The organism is Enterobacter cloacae complex sp. 2015409 (genome assembly GCF_041365315.1).
Taxonomy (GTDB): Bacteria; Pseudomonadota; Gammaproteobacteria; order Enterobacterales; family Enterobacteriaceae; genus Enterobacter; species Enterobacter pseudoroggenkampii.
In genome coordinates, this window is record NZ_JBFTVM010000005.1 from 1 (window position 1) to 24,103 (window position 24,103).

29 protein-coding genes are annotated in these 24,103 nt (G+C 56.7%); 7 read left to right on the plus strand and 22 right to left on the minus strand.

Features of this window, described 5'->3' with window-relative positions:
- From ACDO57_RS19390 to fkpA, 9 genes are all read right to left on the minus strand, one after another.
- Positions 1 to 321, minus strand: a 321-nt coding sequence (locus tag ACDO57_RS19390) for a GTP-binding protein (protein ID WP_040176433.1), incomplete at its 3' end; no start/stop codon positions are given.
- A gap of 69 nt (positions 322 to 390) precedes the next feature.
- Entirely contained in the window at positions 391 to 2,505 is a 2,115-nt protein-coding gene (fusA, locus tag ACDO57_RS19395; protein ID WP_008503004.1) for an elongation factor G, read from the minus strand.
- Between the two features lie 96 nt (positions 2,506 to 2,601).
- Positions 2,602 to 3,072 (minus strand): 30S ribosomal protein S7, encoded by a 471-nt coding sequence (gene rpsG / locus ACDO57_RS19400; RefSeq protein WP_004106370.1) that lies wholly within the window; start codon positions 3,070 to 3,072, stop codon positions 2,602 to 2,604.
- Between the two features lie 96 nt (positions 3,073 to 3,168).
- Positions 3,169 to 3,543: a 30S ribosomal protein S12 gene (gene rpsL, locus ACDO57_RS19405; RefSeq protein ID WP_000246815.1), complete on the minus strand. Its 375-nt coding sequence runs from the start codon at positions 3,541 to 3,543 to the stop codon at positions 3,169 to 3,171.
- 124 nt (positions 3,544 to 3,667) lie between these two features.
- Positions 3,668 to 3,955: a sulfurtransferase complex subunit TusB gene (gene tusB / locus ACDO57_RS19410; RefSeq protein WP_024907951.1), complete on the minus strand. Its 288-nt coding sequence runs from the start codon at positions 3,953 to 3,955 to the stop codon at positions 3,668 to 3,670.
- 7 nt (positions 3,956 to 3,962) lie between these two features.
- Positions 3,963 to 4,322: a sulfurtransferase complex subunit TusC gene (gene tusC, locus ACDO57_RS19415; RefSeq protein WP_148768916.1), complete on the minus strand. Its 360-nt coding sequence runs from the start codon at positions 4,320 to 4,322 to the stop codon at positions 3,963 to 3,965.
- Positions 4,322 to 4,708 (minus strand): sulfurtransferase complex subunit TusD, encoded by a 387-nt coding sequence (gene tusD, locus ACDO57_RS19420; protein WP_048992404.1) that lies wholly within the window; start codon positions 4,706 to 4,708, stop codon positions 4,322 to 4,324. Before tusD ends, tusC begins: the two co-directional genes overlap by 1 nt.
- Positions 4,708 to 5,430: a transcriptional regulator gene (locus tag ACDO57_RS19425; RefSeq protein WP_003861697.1), complete on the minus strand. Its 723-nt coding sequence runs from the start codon at positions 5,428 to 5,430 to the stop codon at positions 4,708 to 4,710. The genes tusD and ACDO57_RS19425 overlap by 1 nt, the downstream gene beginning before the upstream one ends.
- Before the next feature lie 166 nt (positions 5,431 to 5,596).
- A complete protein-coding gene (fkpA, locus tag ACDO57_RS19430) occupies positions 5,597 to 6,415 on the minus strand; it encodes an FKBP-type peptidyl-prolyl cis-trans isomerase (protein ID WP_008503008.1) in 819 nt (272 codons plus the stop codon).
- A 238-nt stretch (positions 6,416 to 6,653) separates the two neighbouring features.
- On the opposite strand from fkpA, the gene ACDO57_RS19435 reads away from it, so the two are divergent.
- The gene (locus ACDO57_RS19435) at positions 6,654 to 6,872 is read left to right on the plus strand and encodes a protein SlyX (protein WP_024907948.1); all 219 of its coding nucleotides are present in this window, start codon (positions 6,654 to 6,656) and stop codon (positions 6,870 to 6,872) included.
- A 51-nt stretch (positions 6,873 to 6,923) separates the two neighbouring features.
- Here ACDO57_RS19435 and slyD read toward each other — a convergent pair whose 3' ends face one another.
- The 4 genes from slyD to kefG form a co-directional block, all read right to left on the minus strand.
- Entirely contained in the window at positions 6,924 to 7,514 is a 591-nt protein-coding gene (gene slyD, locus ACDO57_RS19440) for a peptidylprolyl isomerase (protein WP_024907947.1), read from the minus strand.
- Between the two features lie 94 nt (positions 7,515 to 7,608).
- Positions 7,609 to 7,809 carry a YheV family putative zinc ribbon protein gene (locus ACDO57_RS19445; RefSeq protein WP_010436300.1) on the minus strand — a complete coding sequence of 67 codons (201 nt, stop codon included), beginning with the start codon at positions 7,807 to 7,809 and terminating at the stop codon, positions 7,609 to 7,611.
- 13 nt (positions 7,810 to 7,822) lie between these two features.
- On the minus strand, positions 7,823 to 9,628 hold the full coding sequence (gene kefB, locus ACDO57_RS19450) for a glutathione-regulated potassium-efflux system protein KefB (protein WP_370884461.1): 1,806 nt from the start codon (positions 9,626 to 9,628) through the stop codon (positions 7,823 to 7,825).
- A complete protein-coding gene (kefG, locus tag ACDO57_RS19455) occupies positions 9,628 to 10,182 on the minus strand; it encodes a glutathione-regulated potassium-efflux system ancillary protein KefG (protein WP_021242220.1) in 555 nt (184 codons plus the stop codon). The genes kefB and kefG overlap by 1 nt, the downstream gene beginning before the upstream one ends.
- Before the next feature lie 135 nt (positions 10,183 to 10,317).
- On the opposite strand from kefG, the gene ACDO57_RS19460 reads away from it, so the two are divergent.
- Both ACDO57_RS19460 and ACDO57_RS19465 read left to right on the plus strand, forming a co-directional pair.
- Positions 10,318 to 12,222, plus strand: a complete 1,905-nt coding sequence (locus tag ACDO57_RS19460) for an ABC transporter ATP-binding protein (protein ID WP_370884462.1) — start codon at positions 10,318 to 10,320, stop codon at positions 12,220 to 12,222.
- Between the two features lie 15 nt (positions 12,223 to 12,237).
- Positions 12,238 to 13,170 (plus strand): LysR family transcriptional regulator, encoded by a 933-nt coding sequence (locus tag ACDO57_RS19465; RefSeq protein WP_148768913.1) that lies wholly within the window; start codon positions 12,238 to 12,240, stop codon positions 13,168 to 13,170.
- A gap of 62 nt (positions 13,171 to 13,232) precedes the next feature.
- Here ACDO57_RS19465 and mdcH read toward each other — a convergent pair whose 3' ends face one another.
- The 8 genes from mdcH to mdcA all read right to left on the minus strand — a co-directional run bounded on the left by mdcH (position 13,233) and on the right by mdcA (position 20,284).
- The gene (gene mdcH, locus ACDO57_RS19470; RefSeq protein WP_370884463.1) at positions 13,233 to 14,129 is read right to left on the minus strand and encodes a malonate decarboxylase subunit epsilon; all 897 of its coding nucleotides are present in this window, start codon (positions 14,127 to 14,129) and stop codon (positions 13,233 to 13,235) included.
- The gene (locus ACDO57_RS19475; protein ID WP_370884464.1) at positions 14,129 to 14,746 is read right to left on the minus strand and encodes a malonate decarboxylase holo-ACP synthase; all 618 of its coding nucleotides are present in this window, start codon (positions 14,744 to 14,746) and stop codon (positions 14,129 to 14,131) included. The genes mdcH and ACDO57_RS19475 overlap by 1 nt, the downstream gene beginning before the upstream one ends.
- Before the next feature lie 2 nt (positions 14,747 to 14,748).
- Positions 14,749 to 15,708 (minus strand): AEC family transporter, encoded by a 960-nt coding sequence (locus ACDO57_RS19480; RefSeq protein ID WP_024907941.1) that lies wholly within the window; start codon positions 15,706 to 15,708, stop codon positions 14,749 to 14,751.
- A 128-nt stretch (positions 15,709 to 15,836) separates the two neighbouring features.
- Complete coding sequence (mdcE, locus tag ACDO57_RS19485) at positions 15,837 to 16,637, minus strand: biotin-independent malonate decarboxylase subunit gamma (RefSeq protein WP_148768917.1); 801 nt, start codon at positions 16,635 to 16,637, stop codon at positions 15,837 to 15,839.
- Positions 16,637 to 17,470, minus strand: a complete 834-nt coding sequence (locus ACDO57_RS19490) for a biotin-independent malonate decarboxylase subunit beta (protein ID WP_370884465.1) — start codon at positions 17,468 to 17,470, stop codon at positions 16,637 to 16,639. The genes mdcE and ACDO57_RS19490 overlap by 1 nt, the downstream gene beginning before the upstream one ends.
- Positions 17,463 to 17,762: a malonate decarboxylase acyl carrier protein gene (gene mdcC / locus ACDO57_RS19495; protein ID WP_014885504.1), complete on the minus strand. Its 300-nt coding sequence runs from the start codon at positions 17,760 to 17,762 to the stop codon at positions 17,463 to 17,465. Before mdcC ends, ACDO57_RS19490 begins: the two co-directional genes overlap by 8 nt.
- A gap of 9 nt (positions 17,763 to 17,771) precedes the next feature.
- The gene (locus ACDO57_RS19500) at positions 17,772 to 18,629 is read right to left on the minus strand and encodes a triphosphoribosyl-dephospho-CoA synthase (RefSeq protein ID WP_370884466.1); all 858 of its coding nucleotides are present in this window, start codon (positions 18,627 to 18,629) and stop codon (positions 17,772 to 17,774) included.
- Positions 18,629 to 20,284 (minus strand): malonate decarboxylase subunit alpha, encoded by a 1,656-nt coding sequence (gene mdcA, locus ACDO57_RS19505; protein WP_370884467.1) that lies wholly within the window; start codon positions 20,282 to 20,284, stop codon positions 18,629 to 18,631. The genes ACDO57_RS19500 and mdcA overlap by 1 nt, the downstream gene beginning before the upstream one ends.
- A gap of 228 nt (positions 20,285 to 20,512) precedes the next feature.
- Between mdcA and ACDO57_RS19510 the strand changes: the two genes are divergently transcribed.
- The 3 genes from ACDO57_RS19510 to ACDO57_RS19520 are packed head-to-tail and all read left to right on the plus strand — an operon-like array spanning position 20,513 to position 22,650.
- Positions 20,513 to 21,535, plus strand: coding sequence for a hydrolase (locus tag ACDO57_RS19510; RefSeq protein ID WP_370884468.1), 1,023 nt, complete (start codon positions 20,513 to 20,515; stop codon positions 21,533 to 21,535).
- A complete protein-coding gene (locus tag ACDO57_RS19515) occupies positions 21,532 to 21,750 on the plus strand; it encodes a YheU family protein (protein ID WP_008503016.1) in 219 nt (72 codons plus the stop codon). The genes ACDO57_RS19510 and ACDO57_RS19515 overlap by 4 nt, the downstream gene beginning before the upstream one ends.
- Positions 21,751 to 21,780: 30 nt before the next feature.
- A complete protein-coding gene (locus tag ACDO57_RS19520; protein ID WP_008503017.1) occupies positions 21,781 to 22,650 on the plus strand; it encodes a phosphoribulokinase in 870 nt (289 codons plus the stop codon).
- A 66-nt stretch (positions 22,651 to 22,716) separates the two neighbouring features.
- Here the strand turns inward: ACDO57_RS19520 and ACDO57_RS19525 are convergent, their stop codons facing one another.
- A complete protein-coding gene (locus ACDO57_RS19525; RefSeq protein WP_008503018.1) occupies positions 22,717 to 23,121 on the minus strand; it encodes an OsmC family protein in 405 nt (134 codons plus the stop codon).
- A gap of 311 nt (positions 23,122 to 23,432) precedes the next feature.
- On the opposite strand from ACDO57_RS19525, the gene crp reads away from it, so the two are divergent.
- Positions 23,433 to 24,065 carry a cAMP-activated global transcriptional regulator CRP gene (crp, locus tag ACDO57_RS19530; RefSeq protein WP_000242758.1) on the plus strand — a complete coding sequence of 211 codons (633 nt, stop codon included), beginning with the start codon at positions 23,433 to 23,435 and terminating at the stop codon, positions 24,063 to 24,065.
- Positions 24,066 to 24,103: the final 38 nt, after the last annotated feature.

The following is a 24,103-nucleotide window of genomic DNA, read 5'->3' on the forward strand; positions in this document are numbered from 1 at the left end:
AGCAACAACCAGGATCGCGCCGTCCATCTGCGCAGCACCGGTGATCATGTTTTTAACATAGTCGGCGTGGCCTGGGCAGTCTACGTGTGCGTAGTGGCGAGTCGGGGTGTCATATTCAACGTGAGAGGTGTTGATGGTGATACCACGTGCTTTTTCTTCTGGTGCGTTATCGATCTGGTCGAATGCACGAGCAGAACCACCGTAGGTTTTAGCCAGAACGGTAGTGATTGCAGCAGTCAGGGTAGTTTTACCATGGTCAACGTGGCCGATAGTACCAACGTTGACGTGCGGTTTTGTACGTTCAAATTTTTCTTTAGACACGGCTATATTCCTTACTATAGTGCTCTCCCCTGTGGAGAGAGCACGGGACTTAGGTTTTAATCCTGTGGATTACTTACCACGGGCTTCAATAACGGCCTGAGCAACGTTGTTAGGCGCATCATCATACTTCAGGAATTCCATGGTGTATGATGCACGACCTTTGGTCAGAGAACGCAGCTGAGTTGCATATCCGAACATTTCAGACAGCGGAACTTCAGCGTGGATCTTAACGCCAGTTACTTCGGATTCCTGACCACGCAGCATACCGCGACGACGGCTCAAGTCACCGATAACGTCACCGGTGTTCTCTTCAGGAGTTTCTACTTCAACCTTCATGATTGGCTCAAGCAGAACTGGTTTTGCTTTCTTAAAGCCTTCTTTAAAGGCAATAGACGCAGCCAGTTTAAACGCCAGTTCAGAGGAGTCAACGTCGTGGTAAGAACCGAAGTGCAGACGAACACCCATGTCAACAACCGGATAGCCAGCCAGAGGGCCCGCTTTCAGCTGTTCCTGGATGCCTTTATCAACGGCTGGGATGTATTCGCCAGGAATTACACCACCTTTGATGTCGTTGATGAACTCGTAACCTTTCGGGTTAGAGCCCGGCTCCAGTGGGTACATGTCGATCACAACGTGACCGTACTGACCGCGACCACCAGACTGCTTAGCGTGTTTACCTTCAATGTCGGTAACTTTCGCGCGAATCGCTTCGCGGTAAGCAACCTGAGGTTTACCCACGTTCGCTTCAACGTTGAATTCACGCTTCATACGGTCAACGATGATGTCCAGGTGCAGTTCACCCATACCAGCGATGATGGTCTGGTTAGATTCTTCATCAGTCCATACGCGGAATGATGGGTCTTCTTTCGCCAGACGGCCCAGAGCCAGACCCATTTTTTCCTGGTCAGCTTTGGTTTTTGGTTCAACTGCGATGGAGATTACCGGCTCTGGGAATTCCATACGCTCCAGAATGATCGGGTGATCCGGGTCACACAGGGTGTCACCAGTGGTCACGTCTTTCAGACCGATAGCTGCAGCGATGTCGCCCGCACGAACTTCTTTGATCTCTTCACGTTTGTTAGCGTGCATCTGTACGATACGGCCAAAACGCTCACGCGCCGCTTTCACGGAGTTCAGGATGGTGTCACCGGAGTTAACCACACCAGAGTAAACGCGGAAGAAGGTCAGGTTACCCACGAATGGGTCGGTAGCAATTTTGAACGCCAGTGCAGAGAATGGCTCTTCGTCGCTTGCGTGACGCTCAGCCGGGGTATCTTTACCGTCGTCCAGGATGCCGTTGATCGCAGGAACGTCAACTGGGGATGGCAGGTAGTCAACTACCGCATCCAGCATCGCCTGAACACCTTTGTTCTTGAACGCAGAACCACAGGTTACCAGGATGATTTCGTTGTTCAGAACGCGCTGACGCAGAGCTTTTTTGATCTCTTCTTCAGTCAGTTCTTCACCACCCAGGTATTTCTCCATCAGCTCTTCAGAAGCTTCAGCAGCGGATTCGATCAGGTTCTGGTGCCATTCGTCAGCCAGGTCCTGCATTGCAGCTGGGATATCTTCGTATTCGAAGGTAACGCCCTGGTCTGCATCGTTCCAGTTGATGGCTTTCATTTTCACCAGGTCGATAACGCCGGTGAAGCCTTCTTCAGCACCAATTGCCAGCTGCAGCGGAACAGGGTTCGCGCCCAGACGGGTTTTGATCTGACCAACAACTTTCAGGAAGTTAGCACCCATACGGTCCATTTTGTTAACGAACGCGATGCGTGGAACTTTATATTTGTTCGCCTGACGCCATACGGTTTCAGACTGTGGCTGAACACCACCAACTGCGCAATAAACCATTACCGCGCCGTCAAGAACACGCATGGAACGTTCTACTTCGATGGTGAAGTCAACGTGCCCTGGGGTGTCGATGATGTTTACGCGATGCGGTTCGTACTGCTTAGCCATACCTGACCAGAATGCAGTAGTCGCTGCGGAGGTGATAGTAATACCACGCTCCTGCTCCTGTTCCATCCAGTCCATGGTGGCTGCGCCGTCATGAACTTCACCGATTTTGTGGTTTACACCGGTGTAGAACAGAATACGTTCGGTAGTAGTGGTTTTACCGGCGTCGATGTGCGCACTGATACCGATGTTACGGTAGCGTGCGATGGGTGTTGTACGAGCCATTTGATTCCTCGTTTATATCTTTAGGCGTTCAGTTAAGTTACCCAGAGCGGGCGGCTTCTCTGAAGCGCCCGCCTGGTGACTAAGACTCCGAAGGGATTACCAACGGTAGTGTGCGAACGCCTTGTTGGCTTCTGCCATACGGTGAACGTCTTCACGTTTCTTAACTGCAGTACCTTTGTTGTCTGCAGCATCAGAAAGTTCGTTCGCCAGACGCAGAGCCATGGATTTATCACCGCGTTTACGAGCAGCTTCAACGATCCAACGCATTGCCAGGGCATTACGACGAACCGGACGAACTTCAACTGGAACCTGATAAGTAGAACCACCAACGCGGCGGGACTTAACTTCTACAGTTGGGCGAACGTTGTCGAGAGCGACTTCGAAAGCTTCCAGTTCATTTTTACCAGAACGCTGAGCCAGGGTCTCAAGCGCGCTGTATACGATTGCTTCTGCAGTAGATTTTTTACCATCTACCATCAGGATATTTACAAATTTTGCCAGCAGTTCTGATCCGAATTTCGGATCTGGAAGAATTTTACGCTGACCAATGACGCGACGACGTGGCATGGGAATACTCCGTTGTTAATTCAGGATTGTCCAAAACTCAAAGAGTTTAGTGTGACATTAAGATAAATCAGTTTGGCCTTACTTAACGGAGAACCATTAAGCCTTAGGACGCTTCACGCCGTACTTGGAGCGAGCCTGCTTACGGTCTTTAACACCTGAGCAGTCCAGCGCACCACGAACGGTGTGGTAACGAACACCCGGAAGGTCTTTAACACGACCGCCACGGATCAGGATCACGGAGTGCTCCTGCAGGTTGTGACCTTCACCACCGATGTAGGAAGTCACTTCGAAACCGTTAGTCAAACGCACACGGCATACTTTACGCAGTGCGGAGTTTGGTTTTTTAGGAGTGGTGGTATATACACGAGTACATACGCCACGTTTCTGCGGGCAGGCTTCCAGCGCAGGCACGTTGCTTTTCGCAACTTTGCGTGCACGTGGTTTGCGTACCAGCTGGTTAACTGTTGCCATTAAATAGCTCCTGGTTTTAGCTTTTGCTTCGTAAACACGTAATAAATCGACCTCATACAATATGAGGACGCGAAATTTTAGGGCTACGTCGAAAAGGTGTCAAGAAATATACAGCGATCTCAGATCACCAGTTCATTTGACTGGCGTGCGTCACAGTAAGATTGACGAAATCAGTATAGCCAACCACGTCAATTTTGGCTGAAATTTGACCAGAAAGACCCCGCGCATCCAGATCATCTTTCAGCGCAGAGACTGTTATGGGGGCGTTCGTGAGAATTTCAACGAAACGACTGCCTTCCAGTGCGGCAAGCACGCCATCCTGAATCAGCAGCAGATCGTCACCTTCGCGCAGCATACTCAGTAACGCGTCGATATCACATTGCCACGGTGAATGGCTCAGAGTATGGAGCATGGCGGCCTCAGAAAGTCAGAACGGTGTCGTAGTGGGAAAGGTGTTCGCGCAATGCAGCAGAAGACAGGACTGTCACATCCAGCACGAAAGGCGTCTTATCATCCAAACCGCGAGCGGCCAGCGAATCGGCGCAGACATACAGGGTTTCAATGTCGTACAGCGGCAACACTTTGAAGGTCGCGATGTAATCCCGCGCCAGAATGGCCTGTGGCTGCTGACCCGCCAGAAGCTGAAACACCCCGTCCCCCAAAAAGAAGACGCCGATATCTTCGGTCAGCGCGGACGTCGCAAGTAACGCATCCAGCCCTTCGCGGCCGGAAGCGCTGCCGTGCGGCGCAGACGTAAAAACAAATGCCACGCGCTTCATCAGAATTGCACCACTCTGTCGCAGGTTAATGCCGCCTGTGCCAGTGCACCCAGACCACTCAACGAAAAACCGGGCTGCAGATTAGAACCCGATAAACCAGAACGCGCGGCTTCGGTTGCATCTGTCACGCCGCGGCGCAGTGCCGCCGCCACGCAGATGTGCAGTTCTACGCCCTGCTTTTCGTTTAATGCCTGCCAGGCGCGCACCAGATCGAACTCATCGCTCGCCGGTGAGGTAAACTGATTCGCGTTATACACCCCTTCCCGATAGAAGAAGACGCTCGCCAGCTCATGTCCAGCCGCCAGTAGCGCATGCGCAAACTGCAGCGCGCTGCTGGCCTGCTGAGTACCGTACGCCGGGCCTGTCACCATTAACGCAAAACGCATTACTTGTCTTGTCCCAGGAAATCGCCGCTTTTGAACTGACGAATATAGAGGTAGACCGTGTGCTTGGAGATGTTCAGACGATCGGCCACCTGGTTGATGGCGTCTTTAATATCAAAAATCCCTTTTTCATAGAGATTGAGCACGATCTGACGATTCTTGGCGTTGTTCGAGACGTTGCGATCGGCATTCACCTCTTCAATCGTAAACTCAAGCGTCTGCGTCACCAGATCTTCAACGGAGGAGGCAAAGTTAACAGAAGAGCCAACGTCCGGCGTTTCTGGTGGAATAAAGGTGCTCATGATTTGCGAGAATGGCACATCAAGGTTCATGTTGATGCACAGCAGCCCAATAACACGATGCTCGCGGTTTCGAATCGCGATGGTTTCAGATTTCATCAGCACGCCACTTTTGGCGCGGGTGAAATAGCATTTGGAGACGCTGCTGTCCGCGCCGGTCATGTCATGCAGCATACGCAATGCAAGGTCGGTAATTGGCGAACCAATTTTACGGCCAGTATGCTCACCATTCGCAATGCGGATGGCGGAGCACTTCAGATCTTGCAGGGAGTGCAATACGATTTCGCAGTGGGAGCCAATGAGCATCGCTAACCCGTCCACTACCGCTTCATAGGATTTCAGAATATCGAAGTCGGTCTGATCGAAAGGACGTTGATCCAGTAAATCAAGTTCACTGGTTTCGTTGGTTAAAAGCGACCTGGACATGAAAAAAACACTCCTTTTCAGGAGCCTGTCGTTAGGTTTTCAGGGCAGGCTCATTATCTACACGGACAACTAAATTAATACAGCGTGCCTAACGCTTTCCAGTGTTAATTATACCTGCCCCACAATAAAAAACCGCCGCCTTAAAGGCGGCGGTTTTTTTTCAGCATTACTTCTTAGCGGCAGCGGCTTTATCGTCAGCCGGTGCGTCTGCCTTGGCATCCGCTTTCGGTGCCGGTTTGATATCCAGCAGCTCTACGTCAAAGACCAGGGTAGAGTTGGCAGGGATACCCGGAACGCCGGTTTTGCCATAGGCCAGATCCGGTGGAATAACCATCTTGATCTTGCCGCCTTTCTTGATGTTTTTCAGGCCTTCAGTCCAGCCCGGGATCACACCATCCAGACGGAAGGAGAGTGGCTCGCCACGGGTGTAAGAGTTATCAAACTCTTTACCGTCGATCAGCGTACCTTTGTAGTTCACGACAACGGTGTCGCTGTCTTTAGGCGCATCGCCGGTGCCTTCTTTCTCAACTTTGTACACCAGGCCAGTCGAAGAGGTTTTCACACCCTTCTCTTTAGCAAAGGCATCGCGGTAGGCTTTGCCTTTCGCTTCGTTGTCTTTAGCGTCCGCGTCCATCTTAGTCTGCGCGGCACCCTTCACGCGCGCTTCAAACGCCTGCAGAGTCTGTTCAATTTCCTGGTCAGACAGCTTGCTCTTATCTGCAAATGCGTCCTGAACGCCCGCGATCAGCTGAGCTTTATCCAGTTTGATGCCCAGCTTCTCTTGTTCTTTCAGAGAGTTTTCCATGTAACGGCCCAGAGATGCGCCCAGTGCGTAGGCGGATTTCTGGTCGTCATTTTTGAACGCCGCTTTGCTGTCTGCAGTGGCAGCAGGCTTCGCAGCAGTATCAGCAGCGAATGACAGCGGCGCGTTCAGCGCAACAGCCATCGTCGTCGCCAGCAGCGTTACTTTAAACAGTGATTTCATCCATATCTCCAGGGCCTGGGGACTCTCACCCCAGCGTTAAACGTAAATGAGTTACGTACTATAAAACGTTGCGGAAGAAATCTACAGACAGACACTTCCAATTCTCGCCACTTTTCAGACTATTTTTGTTTAAATAAGTTTCCTGCCAAGGGGATGCGGACTGTACTTAAGGATAAACTCAGTTAAACTGCGCCGCCGCAGGACCAATATGGCGAATCTGAAATAAACGAGGTGAATGATGAAGGATACAGCATTAGAAGCGAGAATGGCTGAGCTGGAAAGCCGCCTGGCTTTTCAGGACATCACCATCGAAGAGCTAAACCAGACCGTGACCGCACATGAGCTCGAAATGGCAAAACTGCGGGATCATATGCGCCTGCTGACGGAAAAGCTGAAGGCCACGCAGCCGTCAAACATTGCCTCTCAGTCAGAAGAGACGCCACCTCCTCATTATTGAGGCGTAAAAAAAGCGGGATTATCCCGCTTTTTTATTTTCCGCATGACGGAATTAGTGGCAACCGCAGCCGCCGTTACCGCAACCACCTTTACCGTGATCGTGGTCGTGACCATGGTCGTGGCCGTGACCACCGCAGCAGCCGTCGTGGCCGTGATCGTGGTCATGGTCGTGACCGTGCGCACCGTGAACGTGGCCATGAGCCAGCTCTTCTTCGGTCGCTTCACGGATCGCAACAACTTCTACGTTGAACTTCAGGTTCTGGCCAGCCAGCATGTGGTTACCGTCAACCACGACGTGGTCATCTTCCACTTCGGTGATTTCAACAGGAACCGGGCCCTGGTCGGTTTCAGCCAGGAAGCGCATGCCAACCTGCAGTTCGTCAACGCCCATGAACACGTCTTTAGGAACGCGCTGAACCAGGTTGTCGTCATACTGACCGTAAGCGTCGTTCGCGCCTACAGCAACGTCAAATTTGTCGCCAACTTCATGACCTTCCAGCGCGTTTTCCAGGCCGGAAATCAGGGAACCGTGACCATGCAGGTAGTCAAGCGGCGCACTCACCGGAGACTCATCAACCAACACACCGTCTTCTGTACGTACCTGATAGGCCAGGCTGACCACCAGGTCTTTTGCTACTTTCATGATATCTCCTGAGCGTGGGAAAATTGCTGGCGCAGATTGTAGCGGAAATCTGCACCTGTGTACCCTTTAGCTTAAAAAAACTCAGGGCATATCGCTAGTCCGGATGAAAAATCCCGATAACTTGCTCTTCTTTGCGAACGTGATCGCGGGCCTCTTTGTCGGCCTCACGCATCTGGTGACCGCACTTAACACACTCAACAACATCAATATTATTTTCCCGCCACATCGCCAGGGTATCTTGCGCCTGGCAGGTCGGGCATTTTGCACCCGCGATAAAGCGTTTACGTACAGCCATCTTTCGTTACCCTTTATTCAAATTCATCCCAGCCATCGAGCTGGCGTCGTTCCTGCTGCATCTCGCGCTGGAAGATCTCCTCCAGCTCGCGACGCGCTTCCCGCACGCGGGAGATCTGCGCCGTATCGGTATGTACCGGCATCAGCTCGCGCAGCATCCGCATATCCAGCCGGCGGAAGTGCATCTGGGCACGCTGCGCCTGATGCGGATGCATGCCAAGCGAGACCAGCGCCTTACGGCCCAGCTCCAGCGCGCTGGAGAACGTCTCACGGGAGAAGTGTTTCACACCCGCCTGCAATAATTCGTGAGCTTCAACACGTCCCCGCGCACGCGCCAGAATATGCAGATGCGGGAAATGCTGCTGGCAGAGATCCACCAGCTTCATCGTGTCTTCCGGGTCGTTACAGGTAATGACGATGGACTCTGCCGCCTCTGCCCCCGCCGAGCGCAGTAGCTCGAGCTGGGTCGCATCGCCGTAGTAAACCTTGTAGCCGTATTTGCGCATCAGGTTGACCGCGCTGATATCCCGCTCCAGCACCGTAATGCGCATTTTGTTCGCCATCAGCAAACGCCCGATCACCTGTCCAAAGCGGCCAAAGCCCACCACGATCACCTGGGGCTTATCATCCTCCACCCACGGCGCTTCGTCTTCATCGTCTGTCGGGTTCAGGCGGCGCGACAGCAGTTTATCCACCAGCTTCATCAACAGCGGCGTGGTCATCATTGACAGCGTGACCGTCACCAGCAAAAGCGCCATCTGATCGTCTTTAAACAGCTTCTGGGAGGAGGCGGTAGAGAACAGCACAAACGCGAACTCGCCTCCCTGACTCAACACGCTTGCAAACTGCATGCGCTCCGAACTGCGCAGGCCGTAAATGCGCGCCATGACGTACAGCACCAGCGTTTTCACCGCCACCAGGATGGCCACGCTCACCACAACCCACAGCAGATGGGTATAGAGCACGCCAAGGTTGAGCGCCATCCCCACCGAAATAAAGAACAGGCCTAACAGCAGCCCTTTAAAGGGATCGATGGCAATTTCCAGCTCGTGCCGGTATTCACTTTCCGCCAGCAGCACCCCGGCGATAAAGGTCCCGAGCGCCATCGACAGCCCCAGCGCATCCATAAACAATGCCGACCCCAGCACCAGCAGCAGCGTCGCGGCGGTAAATACCTCGCGAACGCCCGACGCGGCAATAAAGCGGAATACGGGACGTAACAGGAAACGACCGCCAATCAGCATGCCCGCGAAGGCCAGCACCTTCATGGCGATTTTCGCCCAGTCGAAGTGGTCGTCACCGGACCCCGCCAGCAGCGGCACCAGCGCCAGAGCCGGGATGACTGCCAAATCCTGGAACAGCAGCACCGAAAAGCCCAGCTGGCCGGCTTCGTTGCGATTCATCCCTTTATCGCGCATCAGCTGCAGCGCCATCGCCGTCGACGACATCGCAAGGCCTATCCCGCCAATCACCGCCGCCTGCCATGAAAAGTTGGTCAGCATTAACAGGCCCCCCAGGATCGCGGCGCTGAACATCACCTGCGCGGCGCCCACGCCAAAGATAGAGCGTCGGAGTTGCCACAATTTCGAAGGATTCAGTTCCAGCCCGATGATGAACATCAGGAACACCACGCCCAGTTCGGAGAAATGGAGAATCTCATCTACATCGCTGATGAATCCCAGTCCCCAAGGGCCAATCGCGATCCCCGCCAGCAGATACCCCAACACCGCACCGATACCAATACGTGCCGCAAGCGGCACCGCGACGACGGCCGCAAATAAAAACAGCACCCCGGCGAGAAGCAAATTCGATCCTTCCATTAACGACCTCCTGCCGGAATCGGTGACGCCAGCCATTCACCATAGGCTCTGGCGTGGCTGGCCAGTTCTTTCGGATCCTGGCGTCGGGCCCAGTAGACAATAATCGGGCTCATCCAGTGCATACGGCACATCGCCGCCGTCAGCTCGAAAGGCCGCAGAATATCGCTCATCGGATAGCGGTTCAGCCCGTCGTGGCGGTAAGCACTTTCCGGCTCTCCGGTGGTGATCACACTACGCCAGTACTTTCCCGCCAGCTGGTTGCCCCCCACCCCGCTGGAGAAGCCCCGGCTCAGCACGCGGTCCAGCCACTCTTTGAGCAGCGCCGGACAGCTGTAGGTGTAAAGCGGATGCTGGAACACAATGACGTCATGCTGACGCAGCAGTTCCTGCTCGTAAGGGATATCAATAAAGAAATCAGGATAGTGCGCGTAGAGATCGTGCACCGTCACGTTGCTGAGCTGTGTGGCCGGCTTAAGCAGCACCCGGTTTGCCACCGAGTCCTGAGATTCCGGATGGGCATACAGCAGCAGCACTTTTGCTGTCTGAGACATCATTCCCCTCCCGGTCTTGTTTCTGTTTTTGTGTATCGTTGTTGTTTTGGGCTACCATGGCGGCCCGGTGCGGAAAATGGCCCACACCTTACATTATCATAATGACAAATTAACATAGTCGGAACATACGGCGCTTCTATGATTGTTTTCTCCTCGTTACAAATTCGTCGCGGCGTGCGCGTCCTGCTGGATAACGCCACTGCTACCATCAACCCGGGCCAAAAAGTGGGCCTGGTCGGCAAAAACGGCTGTGGTAAATCCACGCTGCTGGCGCTGCTGAAAAACGAGATTAGCGCGGATGGCGGTAACTTTACCTTCCCGGGGAACTGGCAGCTCGCCTGGGTAAACCAGGAGACGCCGGCACTGAGCGAACCGGCACTCGACTATGTTATCGACGGCGACCGGGAATACCGTAAGCTCGAGGCGGAACTTAACGCCGCTAACGAGCGCAACGACGGTCACGCCATCGCCACCATTCACGGCAAGCTGGACGCTATCGACGCGTGGACCATTCGCTCCCGCGCCGCCAGCCTGCTGCACGGCCTGGGCTTCAGCAATGAACAGCTGGAACGCCCGGTCAGCGACTTCTCCGGCGGCTGGCGTATGCGCCTCAACCTGGCGCAGGCGCTGATCTGCCGCTCTGACCTGCTGCTGCTCGATGAACCGACCAACCACCTCGATCTCGATGCGGTTATTTGGCTGGAGAAGTGGCTCAAGAGCTATCAGGGCACTCTGATTCTGATCTCCCACGACCGCGACTTCCTCGACCCGGTAGTGGATAAAATCATTCATATCGAACAGCAAACGATGTTCGAGTACACCGGCAACTACAGCTCCTTCGAGCGCCAGCGCGCGACGCGGCTTGCCCAGCAGCAGTCCATGTACGAAAGCCAGCAGCAGCGCGTGGCGCACCTGCAGAGCTTTGTGGAGCGCTTTAAGGCCAAAGCCTCAAAAGCCAAGCAGGCCCAGAGCCGCATCAAGATGCTGGAACGCATGGAGATGATTGCCCCGGCGCACGTGGATAACCCGTTCCACTTCAGCTTCCGCGAGCCGGAAAGTCTGCCGAACCCGCTGCTGAAGATGGAGAAGGTCAGCGCGGGCTATGCCGACCGCATTATTCTCGACTCCATCAAGCTCAACCTGGTGCCGGGTTCGCGCATTGGCCTGCTGGGGCGCAACGGTGCCGGTAAATCGACGCTGATCAAGCTGCTGGCGGGCGAGCTTAGCCCGGTCAGCGGTGAAATCGGCCTGGCGAAGGGCATCAAGCTGGGTTACTTCGCCCAGCATCAGCTGGAATTTTTACGCGCGGATGAATCGCCGATTCAGCACCTCGCGCGTCTGGCGCCGCAGGAGATGGAGCAGAAGCTGCGCGACTATCTCGGCGGCTTTGGCTTCCAGGGTGATAAGGTGACGGAAAACACCGAGCGCTTCTCCGGCGGTGAAAAGGCCCGTCTGGTGCTGGCGCTGATCGTCTGGCAGCGACCGAACCTGCTGCTGCTCGATGAACCGACCAACCACCTGGATCTCGATATGCGTCAGGCGCTGACCGAAGCGCTGATTGAGTTCGAAGGCGCGCTGGTAGTGGTTTCGCACGACCGTCACCTGATCCGCTCCACCACGGACGATCTCTATTTAGTGCACGGCGGCAAAGTCGAACCGTTCGACGGCGATCTGGAAGACTACCAGCAGTGGCTGACGGACGTGCAGAAGCAGGAAAACCAGCCGGAAGAGTCCGCGAAAGATAACGCCAACAGCGCGCAGGCGCGTAAAGACCAGAAGCGTCGTGAAGCGGAGCTGCGCACCCAGACGCAGCCGCTGCGTAAAGAGATTACCCGTCTCGAAAAAGAGATGGAAAAACTCAACGCCACGCTTGCCGCTGTTGAAGAGAAGCTCGGCGACAGCGGTCTGTATGACCAGAGCCGCAAGGCTGAACTGACGGACTGCCTGCAAACGCAGGCGAAGACCAAATCCAGCCTCGAAGAGTGCGAGATGGCGTGGCTCGACGCACAGGAACAGCTGGAAGCGATGCTGCAGGCTGAATAACACGCCGGGAGGGCTATGAGTTTCGATATCACGAGCGAGATTACGTTCCGCAAGCTCAGCATCTTCATGACGTTTATGGAGAAAGGGAATATTGCGCGTACCGCCGAAACTCTGGGCCTGAGCGGCGTGAGCGTGCACCGCGCGCTGCACACCCTGGAAGAGAACGTGCGCTGCCCGCTCTTTACCCACAAGGGGCGCAACCTGATTGCCCTGCCTTCAGCCTGGACGCTGCTGGAGTATTGCCAGGAGGTGATGCAGGTGATGGAGCGCGGGCTGGAAGAGTCGCGCAAAATTGCCGGGATCGGTCAGGGGCGGTTGCGAGTCGGGACGCTCTACTCGCTCACCCTGGAAACCGTGCCGCGCCTGATCATGGGCATGAAGCTGCGCCGTCCGGATCTGGAGATGGATCTGACGATGGGCTCCAACGACACCCTGCTGCACATGCTGGATGAAGGCTCGCTGGACGCGATTCTTATCTCCATCTCCGAAAGCGACATTGACCGTAACAGCCTTGAAGTGCTGCCCCTGTTCCACGACGACATTTTCCTTGCCGCACCGGCTTCCGCCACGCTGAATACCCGCGGACCCGCGGATCTGCGTGATTACAAAGACCAGAAATTTGTCGCTCTTGCAGAAGGGTTTGCCACGTATGCAGGGTTTCAGGAAGCCTTTCATATCGCCGGGTTCGAGCCGGAAATCGTCACGCGCGTAAATGACATCTTCTCGATGCTGAGCCTGGTGCAGGCAGGCGTTGGTTTTACGCTGATGCCGGGCAGGATGAAGAAAGTGTATGAGAATTCCGTGCAGCTGTTGAAGCTGGCGGAGCCGTACCAGATGCAGCAGCTGATCGCGATCGTCTTTGCCCGCAACCGCGAGCAGGACCCGAGCCTGCGGGCATTAGCCGCCGAAGGGCGGATGTATGCGCGCAGCCTGCAGGAAAGTACGTGATACAAAACAAGGCAATCGAACCCGTAGGCCCGGTAAGGCGCAGCCGCTACCGGGCAAAATTCTCACCGCTGAAGCCGCTTCGCCAGATGCACCGCCACGTCCACCCCGCTGCGCTCCAGTGAAATCGTCTCTCCTTCCCACTGCGCCTGACGCGTCAGGCAGGTCAGTACGCCGCCAGGCGGCATTTCAATCGCCAGCCGGGCTTCGCGTTCATTCGCTGAAATCATCGCCTCCTGCCAGCGCACCGTACGCGCCATGTTCATCGCCAGATCGTCGGCGATCTTTTCCGGCTGCCACAGCACGCGCCCGGTGCTGCCGCTCAGATAGGCGCAGCGTGGGCGTGAAAGCGTAACCGATTCAAACGCCGCTGCCAGCTTTTGCGCGGGTACTGCCAGCAGTTCGCAGTGGGACGGCACGCTGACCGCCAGCCGTTTGGCCTTGCTCGCCCCTTTTGCCAGCGCGCGTGCCGCCGCCTGCGCCATCCCGTCATCGCTTCCGGCAATTACGATCTGCGTTTCAGCGTTCAGGTTGGCAATGTAGGTTCCGGTGCCCTGGATAAGGTCTTCCACGTGCGGCAGGGTTAAGCCCATGATGGCCGTCAGGCCGTAGCCGTGCGGGTACGCCTGTTCCATCAAATCACCGCGCAGCGCCACCAGCCTCAGCGCGTCCGAAAAGTCCAGTGCGCCTGCGACAACCGCCGCAGGATAAGCGCCGATGGACAGCCCGCTGACGATATCCGGCGTCACGCCGCGACGCTCCAGCTCGCGCCCCCAGGCCACGCCTGAAATCAGCAGGCAAAGCTGAACCGCGCGGGTGTGGGTTAATGCGTCTGCGCTATCCAGCGTATCCACTTCGGCGCCAAGCACCTCATGCGCCTGAGCCAGTTCCGTTCCCGGCAGGTTTTGCAGCATACCTTCGTGCTGCGTGCCCTGTCCCGGAAAGGTAAACACTATTTTCATCACTCCTCCCTGCGCCACGGATCCGCCACCAGGCGCGGTCCACGGCAGGTTTTCAGCAGCGTTTTGCCGTCGCGCAGCCACTCTGCCAGCGCAAAGCCACCCTCGGGGGTATCCACCTGCGTATCCGCCCGACACAGCGCCCGGCTAAGCTGAGACTGCCAGCCAGCAAACGCATCAGGGGAAACGGCGTGCGGGGCGCGGATCAGCAGATCAAGATCGCTGTCGGCATGAATAACCGGAATACCGGTCGCCAGCGCGTAGCCGGTGCTGCCGGTAATGCCCCACGTCCACGGCCACGCCTGCTGAGAAAGCTGCAGCGCCACCTGAACGGGTGGCTGGGTAACAAACGGCGAGCGCAGCAGATCGGCCGCAACGCTCAGGTCTTCCGGTGAAACCACGCGTAACACGTTTTCCGGCTTCACCCACCCGGCCGCCCGCTGGTCGCGGCGCAGTCCGCGCACGCCAACGGGGATCCGGCCTTCACTGTCAACATCACGCCGCACCACCACCGGCAGGCCGGTATGCCAGGCCGCCTCCACCCAGGATTCGGTGATGCCTTCCAGCGCGTCGCGCGCGGTAAGCCAGATGAGGTCGTGCGGGCGTAATGTTGTGGTCATGATTACATTCCTGAAGTCAGCGAGATAAACAGCGGCAGCGACAGGATACACAGGACGGAGCTTAACAGCAGCACGGCTTCAGCATCCGGCGACTGCACGCCAAAGCGGTTACCGAACACCACGCCGAAGAAGCCCGCAGAAAGTGCAATCATCAGGATAGCGGTGATCGCCACGGAGCCATGCAGGCCGAAGATCAGCACAATACCCCAGGCAATCGCTGGCTGAATCAGCAGCTTGGCGATGGTTGACGTAATCACCATGGTGTTGATCTGCAGCTTACGGGCAGAGAGGATCACCCCGGTCAGGAACAGCGCGGCAGCGGTGGCGGACAGCCCCAGCGGTTTAATCGCTGCAAGAACCAGTTCCGGCATTTTGATCCCAATGGCGGAAAGAATCACGCCCAGCAGCGGGCCCATCACGATCGGTTTTTTAATGGAGCGCCACATCAGCACCGGCAGCATGGAGAGCGTCGAGCCCGAGTTATTCCCCTCGGCGCGTGCTTTCTCACGCTCCAGAATCAGCAGGCAGAACGGGGTCATCAGCACCGAACCGCAGGCAATAGAGACCGCAACGGAAAGCGACGTGGACGAACCTTCACCCAGCACGCTGCCCAGAATCGGCAGGCCAAGCGCTGCATAGTTCGGTAAAGCTACCGTCAGGGTCAGCACGGCCGCGTCCTGCGGGGATTTCTTAAAGACTTTCGTGGCGAGGAAGTAGATGGCCGCATAGGTGATCCACATCGCCAGAGTGAGAACCAGAATCAGCGGCGACTGCGCCACGATGCCGGTCCACGGCGTTTGCACGGTGGCGCTAAACAGCGCGGCAGGCAGTGCAAAATCCATGACGAATATATTGAGCAGGGAAACGTTTTTGTTATCGACCATCTTTGCCTTACCGGCCCAGAATCCCAGCAGCATGATGACGAAAATCGGTGCAAGAGCATGAACAATTACGTAAGTCATAAATCACCTGTAGTAAAAAAAGTTTTAGCACTGGTGCGATGTTTATTATTTTTCAGGATGCAGGCTCCCGCGCGGGCGCAGCGGGCGCGCCCACGGGGTTTGCATCTCCGGCAGGTCTTTTTTTTTACTTACCAGCTGGCTCGCATACGTTCGCGTACGAGCGCCGAGCTGCGGCGGTTGTCAGCACCCAGACGGTTTTTCAGGGTGGTGTCCTGACGAGCGTCACTGATGGCCTGTTGCAGGGTGGTTTTCACCAGCGTCAGATCGTTATCGGAGGGGGCATCCGGGTTGCTGATATCCAGCAGGTTAGAGAGCAGCCCCAGCGTGGCGTAGTTGCCGATGTCGTATGCCATTGGCGGAATGGTCGCCGCCAGTTTTTCCAGCGCCTCGACGGTTCGCAGCGTGATGCGCGCGGCGGACTCTTTGCCCATCGCGTGGATCAGCACGCCCTTGTCGTTGAAGGCGATCAGACGGTTGGCCTGATAGCCGTGCGCCAGGAACGCGCCGGACATTGCCTTGCCGACGATCAGCCCAATCACCGGGTGACCGGCCAGGCGCGCGTTAGCATATGCAGCAGCGGCTCCTGCCAGCGCCTGATGGATACCAAACGCCTCTTCGCGACGGCCATAGGCCTGGCTTGGGACGTCGATCACCGCCACAATCGGGCGTTTGACGGCTTTATCGGCATCCGCCGCGACGGTTTCGCTGACCACCTTCGCCAGCGTCCAGCCTTCCAGCAGACCGACTTCGCCCTGCGCCGCGCGCGGGAAGTGGTTGTGGGCATCCGGCACCACGGCCACAAAGCGCACCGCCTCACCGTTCAGCTCGCCGTCTGCCGCCTGCACGGACGGGCAGAGCCCTTCGATACGTTTGGCATTCGGGGCGAGGGTTTCCAGCCAGAGCTCGCCACGGCTTTTTGAATTACTCATCATTTCACCTCCCGGGCAAAAAGCGCGTTAATCTGTTCGGCATCGGCCTGCTTGCGGGTGTCGAAATTCGTCAGACGGTTCAGGTAATCGTCGTAGTTATCGGTGCGGTGTTTCGCCGGTACGCCTTTCGCAATCGCGTCGTTCATCGCCGCTTTCACCGCGTTTACGCCGTCGCCCACCAGCGCGTCCACCAGCCCGCTTTGATAGCGCACTTCGCCGCCGGTCATGCTCCAGATAAACGGACGGTCGCGGGAGTCGTACTCCTCAATGCCTGCCTCCTGCTCGATAACCTGCGGGCCGTTGAGGCCAAGACGCGCTTCGCGGGTCACAATCAGGTAGCTGCACAGCGCTGCCGCGATGGACATCCCGCCGAAGCAGCCCACGGTCCCGGCCACAATTCCCACCACCGGGGTGTAGCGGCGCAGGTCAACAATCGCGGCGTGGATATCGGCAATCGCCGCCAGGCCGAGATTCGCTTCCTGCAGGCGCACGCCGCCGGTTTCGAGGCACAGCACCGCCTGAGTCGGAATGCCGTTGCGGTTATCTTCCGCCGCCAGCTCCAGCGCCGCCGCCATTTTTGCACCGGACACTTCGCCCATGCTGCCGCCCTGGAACGCGCCTTCAATCGCGACCACGACCGCAGGCTGACCGTTGATGGTGCCTTTTGCGACGACCATGCCGTCATCGGCCTGAGGAACAATCCCCTGCGGCCCAAGCCACGGAGAGATAATGCCTTCAAACGGATCCAGCAGTTCGCGGTAGCTGCCCTCGTCGAGCAGAGCCTGCGCGCGCTGGCGCGCTTTCAGTTCGATAAAGCTGCTGTCATCACGCATGGCTCACCCCCTCAAAAACCTGTTCGATACGAATGCGCGCCACGCCCGGCGTCGCACCGAAATCATGAATGGTCAGTTTGCCTGCCGGCAGGCTGCTGACGGTTTGCAGGCGGTTGAACAGCGCCTCCCAGCGACCCCGGCTGTTGTCGACTGAGGTGGTGATATCAATGGTTAGCGTCTGGCCCGGTTCGGCGGTGAAGAGCACCTCCATATCCCCGGAACCAACTACCCCTGCCAGCGCCCTGCCGCTTAACGCGCGGCTGGCTGGCACGGTCAATGTGATTTTTTCCATAACATCCTCTTAATGCTTTGAATTTGGCGTTTCGATGCGGTCGAGAAACAGCGTGGCGGCAAGCAGGTCGGCAGCGCCGCCCGGTGAGGCGTTGAGCGCCAGCATCTGACGGTCTAACCTGGCCAGCGCCTGCTGGCCCGCAGGCGTTGCGCTGCCGCCGGTATTCAGTACCGCACGGGCGCCGTCCTGCATGGCGTCAAGCCCTTCCATTCCGGCACGTGACAGCACGCAGGTGTCGGTGAGTGAGGTCATGATGGCCATCAGCGCGTCGAGCCTGGCGTGCGTTTCGCTGCTGCCGTTGAGGCGGCTCAGACGAAGCTGCGGCAGCGCACGCTGCATAACGTGCGGAAACGCCTGCTGCGCCTCTTCACGCGCGCCCGGCACGCGGTAACGGTGCGTGGCGCGCAGGCCTTTACTGAACACCTTCGGCGCCGCGTCGTCCGGCAGTCTCGCCAGCTGTGCGGCGGTGCGGGCGACGTCTTGCGCCCTGGCATCACCGCCGAGCATCGCCACCGCGCTGACCAGCAATCCCAGCGCCCAAATCGCGCCGCGATGGGTGTTTACGCCTCCGGTTGCGGACATCATTTGCTGCTCGCCTTCGCGACCGAGTCGCCCGACGGTTTGCCGAAGTGCGATATCTGCCGGACGCTGCCAGCTTTGCTGCGCCAGCGCCTGAAACGTGGAGGTCAGGCTGTGCGCGGAGCGCTCCATCAGCGCAAGGGATAAATCGTGGTGCGCGCCGTTCCCCCGACTGTCCACCAGACCGGGTTTCGGGCTTAAACGTGCTTCGTCAATCAGACACTGCGTGGCGGTTCGCGCCAGCCATTCGGCACCGCCTTCAACCTGAATCTGGGGGAGAAGTTTCATTACCAGCTCCGGAATTTCGCAGGTGGGTTATACAAACCGCCGGACCACTCAACGAGGTCAAACACGCTGCCCGCAGCCAGCAGAGAGCGGGTGGCGTCAGTGCGGCGAATCCCCATATCTTCCGGATACACAACCTTGCCGCTCTGGCGCAGTTCCGCCACGCGTTTGGCGTCCACGCCCAGGCCGATGTCGGTGATCCCCGCGACGGCGGCAACCATGGCCCGACGCTCTTCCAGATCTTTCGCCCGGTAGAGGTAGGCAATCCCCTCTTCCGTCAGCACGTGCGTCACGTCATCGCCGTAAATCATCACCGGTGCCAGCGGCATGCCGGAGGCTTTCGCCACGTCTACGGCATCGAGTTTTTCCACGAAGGTTGGCTTCACGCCTGCCTGGAAGGTTTCGACCATCTGCACGACCAGCTTTTTACCGCGCTGCATCGGGTCCGGCTCGGTGATCATGTTCAGCCAGGCCGGCGTGGCGTGGCGGCGACCGTGCGGGTCATGGCCCATGTTTGGCGCACCGCCGAAGCCGGAAAGACGACCGCGGGTCACGGTTGAGGAGTTGGCGTAGCCGTCAACCTGCAGCGTAGAGCCGATAAACATATCCACCGCGTACTGACCTGCCAGCTGGCAGAAGGCACGGTTGGAACGCATAGAGCCGTCGGCACCGGTAAAGAAGACGTCCGGACGAGCACGGATGTACTCTTCCATCCCCAGCTCGCCGCCGAAGCAGTGCACGCTCTCCACCCAACCGCTTTCGATGGCGGGGATCAGCGTCGGATGGGGGTTCAGCGTCCAGTGTTTACAGATTTTGCCCTTCAGGCCGAGCTGTTCGCCGTAGGTGGGCAGCAGCAGCTCGATCGCTGCGGTGTTAAAGCCGATACCGTGGTTCAGGGACTGCACCTGGTGCTCCGCGTAGATGCCTTTGATGGCCATCATCGCCATCAGGATATGTTCCTGTTTAATGAGGCGTGGGTCGCGGGTGAACAGCGGTTCGATAAAGAACGGCTTATCGGCAACCACCACGAAGTCAATCCACGAGCCCGGAATATCCACGCGCGGCAGGTCACACTCGTCATCCAACAGCTCGTTCACCTGCGCGATGACGATGCCGTCATGGAACGCGGCGGCTTCCACCAGCGCCGGGGTATCTTCAGTGCTCGCCCCGGTATAGAGGTTGCCTTTGCGGTCGGCTTTAAAGCCGGCAATCAGCGCCACGTTGGGCGACAGGTCGACGTAGAGACGTGAGTAAAGTTCGATGTAGGTGTGAATTGCGCCGATTTCGAGCTGACCATCTTCCAGCAGCTGGGAGATTCGCAGGCTCTGCGTCCCGGAGAAGGAGAAATCCAGCTTGCGGGCGATGCCTTTCTCGAAGATATCCAGATGCTCGCTGCGGCCGACGCTCGGCATGATCATATGCAGGTCGTGGACAATTTGCGGATTCACTTCGGCCAGCGAGCGGGAAAGGAAATCCGCCTGCTTCTGGTTGTTACCTTCCAGAACGACCTTGTCGCCAGGCGCGATTAATTTTTCCAGCATGGCGACAAGATCGCCGGTTGGCAGTACCTTGCCCTGCACCGGTACGGACGCCAGGCGACGCGCTTTTTCGCTGCGTCGCGTGTTCCATTGCCGGGTGGGTGTTTGCCCAGATAACATTATTAACCTCCTGATTCAGCTAATCATTTTGATTTGCTTAACGTTGAGTAAAGTGTGCGCTCTGGTGAGAAAGGCATCAATTAAGCGTAGAGTGGAATCATTAGCCTGAGAGTAATAATCAAGGTAAAGATTTGTGATCGGGATCAGTTCATGTTTCGGAAAACCAGGCTAAACGGGGTACAATTCGGAAAGTACCGTAAATTTCTGACAAGAATCAGCATCGCCCTTATGACCCAAATCATTCCATCAGACTTCGACATTGCGGCCGAAGACAGCACTGAGTTCGTGCCTATGCGCGGCGTGGCCAATCGCCATTTGCAGACCATGCTGCCGCGACTGATCCGCCGCAAGGTTCAGTTCACCCCGCACTGGCAGCGGCTTGACCTGCCAGACGGTGATTTTCTGGATCTCGCCTGGAGCGAAGCGCCGGAACAGGTCCGCCATAAGCCGCGTCTGGTGGTCTTTCACGGCCTGGAAGGCAGCCTGCATAGCCCGTATGCGCATGGATTAATTGAGGCGGCAAAAGCGCGCGGCTGGCTCGGCGTGGTGATGCATTTTCGCGGCTGCAGCGGCGAACCGAATCGTCAGAAACGCATTTATCACTCGGGTGAAACCGAAGACGGAACGTGGTTTTTACACTGGCTGCGGGACAACTTTGGCACCGTGCCGACCGCCGCGGTGGGCTACTCGCTGGGCGGCAATATGCTGGCCTGCCTGCTAGCCAAAGAGGGTGAAACCGTCCCGCTGGATGCCGCCGTCATTGTCTCCGCACCGTTTATGCTGGAGCAGTGCAGCTACCACATGGATAAAGGCTTTTCCCGCGTCTATCAGCGCTACCTGCTCAACCTGCTGAAGGCCAACGCGGCGCGTAAGCTGAAAGCCTATCCGGATACCCTGCCGGTCAGCCTGCGTCAGCTGAAAAAGGTGCGCCGTATTCGCGAGTTCGACGACCTGATCACCGCGAAAATCCACGGCTTCGCCGATGCGATTGACTATTATCGTCAGTGCAGCGCCATGCCGCTGCTCAGCAAGATCACGCAGCCGACGCTGATCATTCATGCCAAAGATGACCCGTTTATGGATCATCACTCGATCCCCGCTCAGGAATTCCTGCCCGACAACGTTCACTATCAGTTGACCGAGCACGGCGGCCACGTCGGGTTTATCGGCGGTACGCTGCGCCGCCCGAAAATGTGGCTTGAGACGCGTATTCCTGACTGGCTAACCCCTTATCTGGACGGTGCAAAATGATTATTCCCTGGCAGGATCTGGCTCCCGAAACGCTCGATAATCTGATTGAAAGCTTTGTATTACGCGAAGGCACCGATTATGGTGAACAGGAACGCTCGCTTGAGCAAAAGGTCAACGATGTTAAGCGCCAGCTGAAAAGCGGCGACGTGGTGCTGGTGTGGTCAGAACTGCATGAGACGGTCAATATCATGCCCCGCAACGCGTTTCACGGCTGATCTTCCACCCTTTTAAATCAGGGAGTTGCTATGTCTGCCAGACATCCGGTTATTGCCGTTACGGGGTCGAGTGGTGCGGGAACCACCACCACCAGCCTCGCCTTTCGCAAGATTTTCGCCCAGCTGAATCTTCGTGCGGCGGAGGTCGAAGGCGACAGCTTTCACCGCTACACGCGTCCGGAGATGGACATGGCCATCCGTAAAGCGCGCGATCTGGGTAAACACATCAGCTATTTCGGCCCGGAAGCCAATGACTTCGGCCTGCTGGAACAAACCTTTATAGAGTACGGTCAGAGCGGCAAAGGGCAGTCCCGCAAGTATCTGCATACCTATGATGAAGCTGTTCCCTGGAATCAGGTGCCGGGGACGTTCACCCCGTGGCAACCGCTGCCGGAACCCACCGACGTACTGTTTTACGAAGGATTGCACGGTGGCGTGGTCACTCCTCAACACGACGTGGCGCGCCACGTGGATCTGCTGGTCGGCGTGGTCCCTATCGTTAACCTGGAGTGGATCCAGAAGCTGACGCGCGACATGAGCGAGCGCGGCCATTCACGAGAGGCAGTGATGGACTCGGTGGTGCGCTCCATGGAAGATTACATCAACTTCCTGACGCCGCAGTTCTCCCGTACCCATATCAACTTCCAGCGCGTGCCGACGGTGGACACCTCCAACCCGTTTGCCGCCAAAAGTATCCCGTCCCTTGATGAGAGCTTTGTGGTGATCCATTTCCGCAATCTCGAAGGCATTGATTACCCCTGGCTACTGGCCATGCTGCAGGGCTCGTTTATTTCGCACATGAATACGTTAGTCGTGCCGGGCGGAAAAATGGGGCTGGCGATGGAGCTCATCATGACGCCGCTGGTGGAGCGACTGATGGAAGGGAAGCAGATTGCGTGAACATGTTCCCTCTCCCTGTGGGAGAGGGTTAGGGTGAGGGCATCAACACGCACGATGCCCCAATAATTAAGCTTCGATCACTTCATACGAATGCGTGATTTTTACCGCTTTCTCCAGCATTAACGCCACAGAGCAGTACTTCTCCGCAGACAGATCCACCGCACGCGAGACCGCCGCGTCCTTCAACTCTTTACCGGTGACCACAAAGTGCAGATTAATATGGGTGAACAGGCGTGGCGCCTCTTCGCGACGTTCTGACGTGAGTTTAACCTCACAATCCGTCACGTCATGACGACCTTTTTGCAGAATCGACACCACGTCAATGGCGCTGCATCCCCCTGCCGCCATCAGCACCATTTCCATTGGGCTTGGCGCTTTATCGCCGGAGTTACCGTCCATCAAAATCTGGTGTCCTGACGCGGACTCGCCCAGGAACGTTAAACCTTCAACCCATTTCACGCGCGCTTGCATATTCTTAAACTCCAACGTTGCATTTTTGGTGACAGATTACGCGTGCGTTACATTTCTCGCAATGGAAGGCGACCTGCATCATGCTGAAGCGAGACACCAGGAGACACGCGGCGAAAGCTATGCTAAAACACTCTGGATGCTACAGTAATACATTGACGTTACACATGTATGCAGAGGACATCAAACTTTACTGGCTGCGAAACGTTACGGTAGCCGACTTCCCAGGGTATGGGTAAGAATTCGATTGCAACCCCAGAGTCCGGATGCATCTGATGACTCTGGTGACAGCTTATAACAGAGGATAACAGCGCATGGTGCTTGGCAAACCGCAAACAGACCCGACTCTCGAATGGTTCTTGTCTCATTGCCACATTCATAAGTACCCATCAAAGAGCACGCTGATTCACCAGGGTGAAAAAGCGGAAACGTTGTATTACATCGTTAAAGGCTCGGTGGCAGTGCTGATCAAAGATGAAGAAGGGAAAGAGATGATCCTTTCTTATCTGAACCAGGGCGATTTCATCGGTGAACTGGGCCTGTTTGAAGAGGGCCAGGAACGTAGCGCCTGGGTTCGTGCAAAGACAGCATGTGAAGTGGCTGAAATTTCTTACAAGAAGTTCCGTCAGCTGATTCAGGTTAACCCTGACATCCTGATGCGTCTTTCTTCCCAGATGGCGCGCCGTCTGCAGGTCACCTCAGAGAAAGTGGGCAACCTCGCCTTCCTGGACGTTACCGGCCGTATCGCACAGACCCTGCTGAACCTCGCGAAACAGCCAGACGCCATGACCCACCCGGACGGCATGCAAATTAAAATTACCCGTCAGGAAATTGGTCAGATCGTCGGTTGCTCTCGTGAAACGGTGGGCCGTATCCTGAAAATGCTGGAAGATCAAAACCTGATCTCCGCCCACGGTAAAACCATCGTGGTTTACGGAACGCGTTAATTCCGCTTAAACGGCGTGCCATCGCAAGGTGTCACGCC

What these genes read in the sequence shown, in the direction of transcription:
- tusC (WP_148768916.1), bottom strand. Translation starts at nt 4,322, where the DNA reads ATGAAGCGCGTGGCATTTGTTTTTACGTCTGCGCCGCACGGCAGCGCT.
- ACDO57_RS19525 (WP_008503018.1), bottom strand. Translation starts at nt 23,121, where the DNA reads ATGCAAGCGCGCGTGAAATGGGTTGAAGGTTTAACGTTCCTGGGCGAG.
- fkpA (WP_008503008.1), bottom strand. Translation starts at nt 6,415, where the DNA reads ATGAAATCACTGTTTAAAGTAACGCTGCTGGCGACGACGATGGCTGTT.
- slyD (WP_024907947.1), bottom strand. Translation starts at nt 7,514, where the DNA reads ATGAAAGTAGCAAAAGACCTGGTGGTCAGCCTGGCCTATCAGGTACGT.
- mdcC (WP_014885504.1), bottom strand. Translation starts at nt 17,762, where the DNA reads ATGGAAAAAATCACATTGACCGTGCCAGCCAGCCGCGCGTTAAGCGGC.
- mdcH (WP_370884463.1), bottom strand. Translation starts at nt 14,129, where the DNA reads ATGAAAATAGTGTTTACCTTTCCGGGACAGGGCACGCAGCACGAAGGT.
- ACDO57_RS19490 (WP_370884465.1), bottom strand. Translation starts at nt 17,470, where the DNA reads ATGCGTGATGACAGCAGCTTTATCGAACTGAAAGCGCGCCAGCGCGCG.
- kefB (WP_370884461.1), bottom strand. Translation starts at nt 9,628, where the DNA reads ATGGAAGGATCGAATTTGCTTCTCGCCGGGGTGCTGTTTTTATTTGCG.
- tusD (WP_048992404.1), bottom strand. Translation starts at nt 4,708, where the DNA reads ATGCGTTTTGCGTTAATGGTGACAGGCCCGGCGTACGGTACTCAGCAG.
- tusB (WP_024907951.1), bottom strand. Translation starts at nt 3,955, where the DNA reads ATGCTCCATACTCTGAGCCATTCACCGTGGCAATGTGATATCGACGCG.
- ACDO57_RS19500 (WP_370884466.1), bottom strand. Translation starts at nt 18,629, where the DNA reads ATGAAACTTCTCCCCCAGATTCAGGTTGAAGGCGGTGCCGAATGGCTG.
- ACDO57_RS19435 (WP_024907948.1), top strand. Translation starts at nt 6,654, where the DNA reads ATGAAGGATACAGCATTAGAAGCGAGAATGGCTGAGCTGGAAAGCCGC.
- ACDO57_RS19425 (WP_003861697.1), bottom strand. Translation starts at nt 5,430, where the DNA reads ATGTCCAGGTCGCTTTTAACCAACGAAACCAGTGAACTTGATTTACTG.
- ACDO57_RS19465 (WP_148768913.1), top strand. Translation starts at nt 12,238, where the DNA reads ATGAGTTTCGATATCACGAGCGAGATTACGTTCCGCAAGCTCAGCATC.
- fusA (WP_008503004.1), bottom strand. Translation starts at nt 2,505, where the DNA reads ATGGCTCGTACAACACCCATCGCACGCTACCGTAACATCGGTATCAGT.
- rpsL (WP_000246815.1), bottom strand. Translation starts at nt 3,543, where the DNA reads ATGGCAACAGTTAACCAGCTGGTACGCAAACCACGTGCACGCAAAGTT.
- ACDO57_RS19460 (WP_370884462.1), top strand. Translation starts at nt 10,318, where the DNA reads ATGATTGTTTTCTCCTCGTTACAAATTCGTCGCGGCGTGCGCGTCCTG.
- mdcA (WP_370884467.1), bottom strand. Translation starts at nt 20,284, where the DNA reads ATGTTATCTGGGCAAACACCCACCCGGCAATGGAACACGCGACGCAGC.
- crp (WP_000242758.1), top strand. Translation starts at nt 23,433, where the DNA reads ATGGTGCTTGGCAAACCGCAAACAGACCCGACTCTCGAATGGTTCTTG.
- mdcE (WP_148768917.1), bottom strand. Translation starts at nt 16,637, where the DNA reads ATGAGTAATTCAAAAAGCCGTGGCGAGCTCTGGCTGGAAACCCTCGCC.
- ACDO57_RS19510 (WP_370884468.1), top strand. Translation starts at nt 20,513, where the DNA reads ATGACCCAAATCATTCCATCAGACTTCGACATTGCGGCCGAAGACAGC.
- ACDO57_RS19445 (WP_010436300.1), bottom strand. Translation starts at nt 7,809, where the DNA reads ATGGCTGTACGTAAACGCTTTATCGCGGGTGCAAAATGCCCGACCTGC.
- ACDO57_RS19515 (WP_008503016.1), top strand. Translation starts at nt 21,532, where the DNA reads ATGATTATTCCCTGGCAGGATCTGGCTCCCGAAACGCTCGATAATCTG.
- ACDO57_RS19520 (WP_008503017.1), top strand. Translation starts at nt 21,781, where the DNA reads ATGTCTGCCAGACATCCGGTTATTGCCGTTACGGGGTCGAGTGGTGCG.
- ACDO57_RS19480 (WP_024907941.1), bottom strand. Translation starts at nt 15,708, where the DNA reads ATGACTTACGTAATTGTTCATGCTCTTGCACCGATTTTCGTCATCATG.
- rpsG (WP_004106370.1), bottom strand. Translation starts at nt 3,072, where the DNA reads ATGCCACGTCGTCGCGTCATTGGTCAGCGTAAAATTCTTCCAGATCCG.
- ACDO57_RS19475 (WP_370884464.1), bottom strand. Translation starts at nt 14,746, where the DNA reads ATGACCACAACATTACGCCCGCACGACCTCATCTGGCTTACCGCGCGC.
- kefG (WP_021242220.1), bottom strand. Translation starts at nt 10,182, where the DNA reads ATGATGTCTCAGACAGCAAAAGTGCTGCTGCTGTATGCCCATCCGGAA.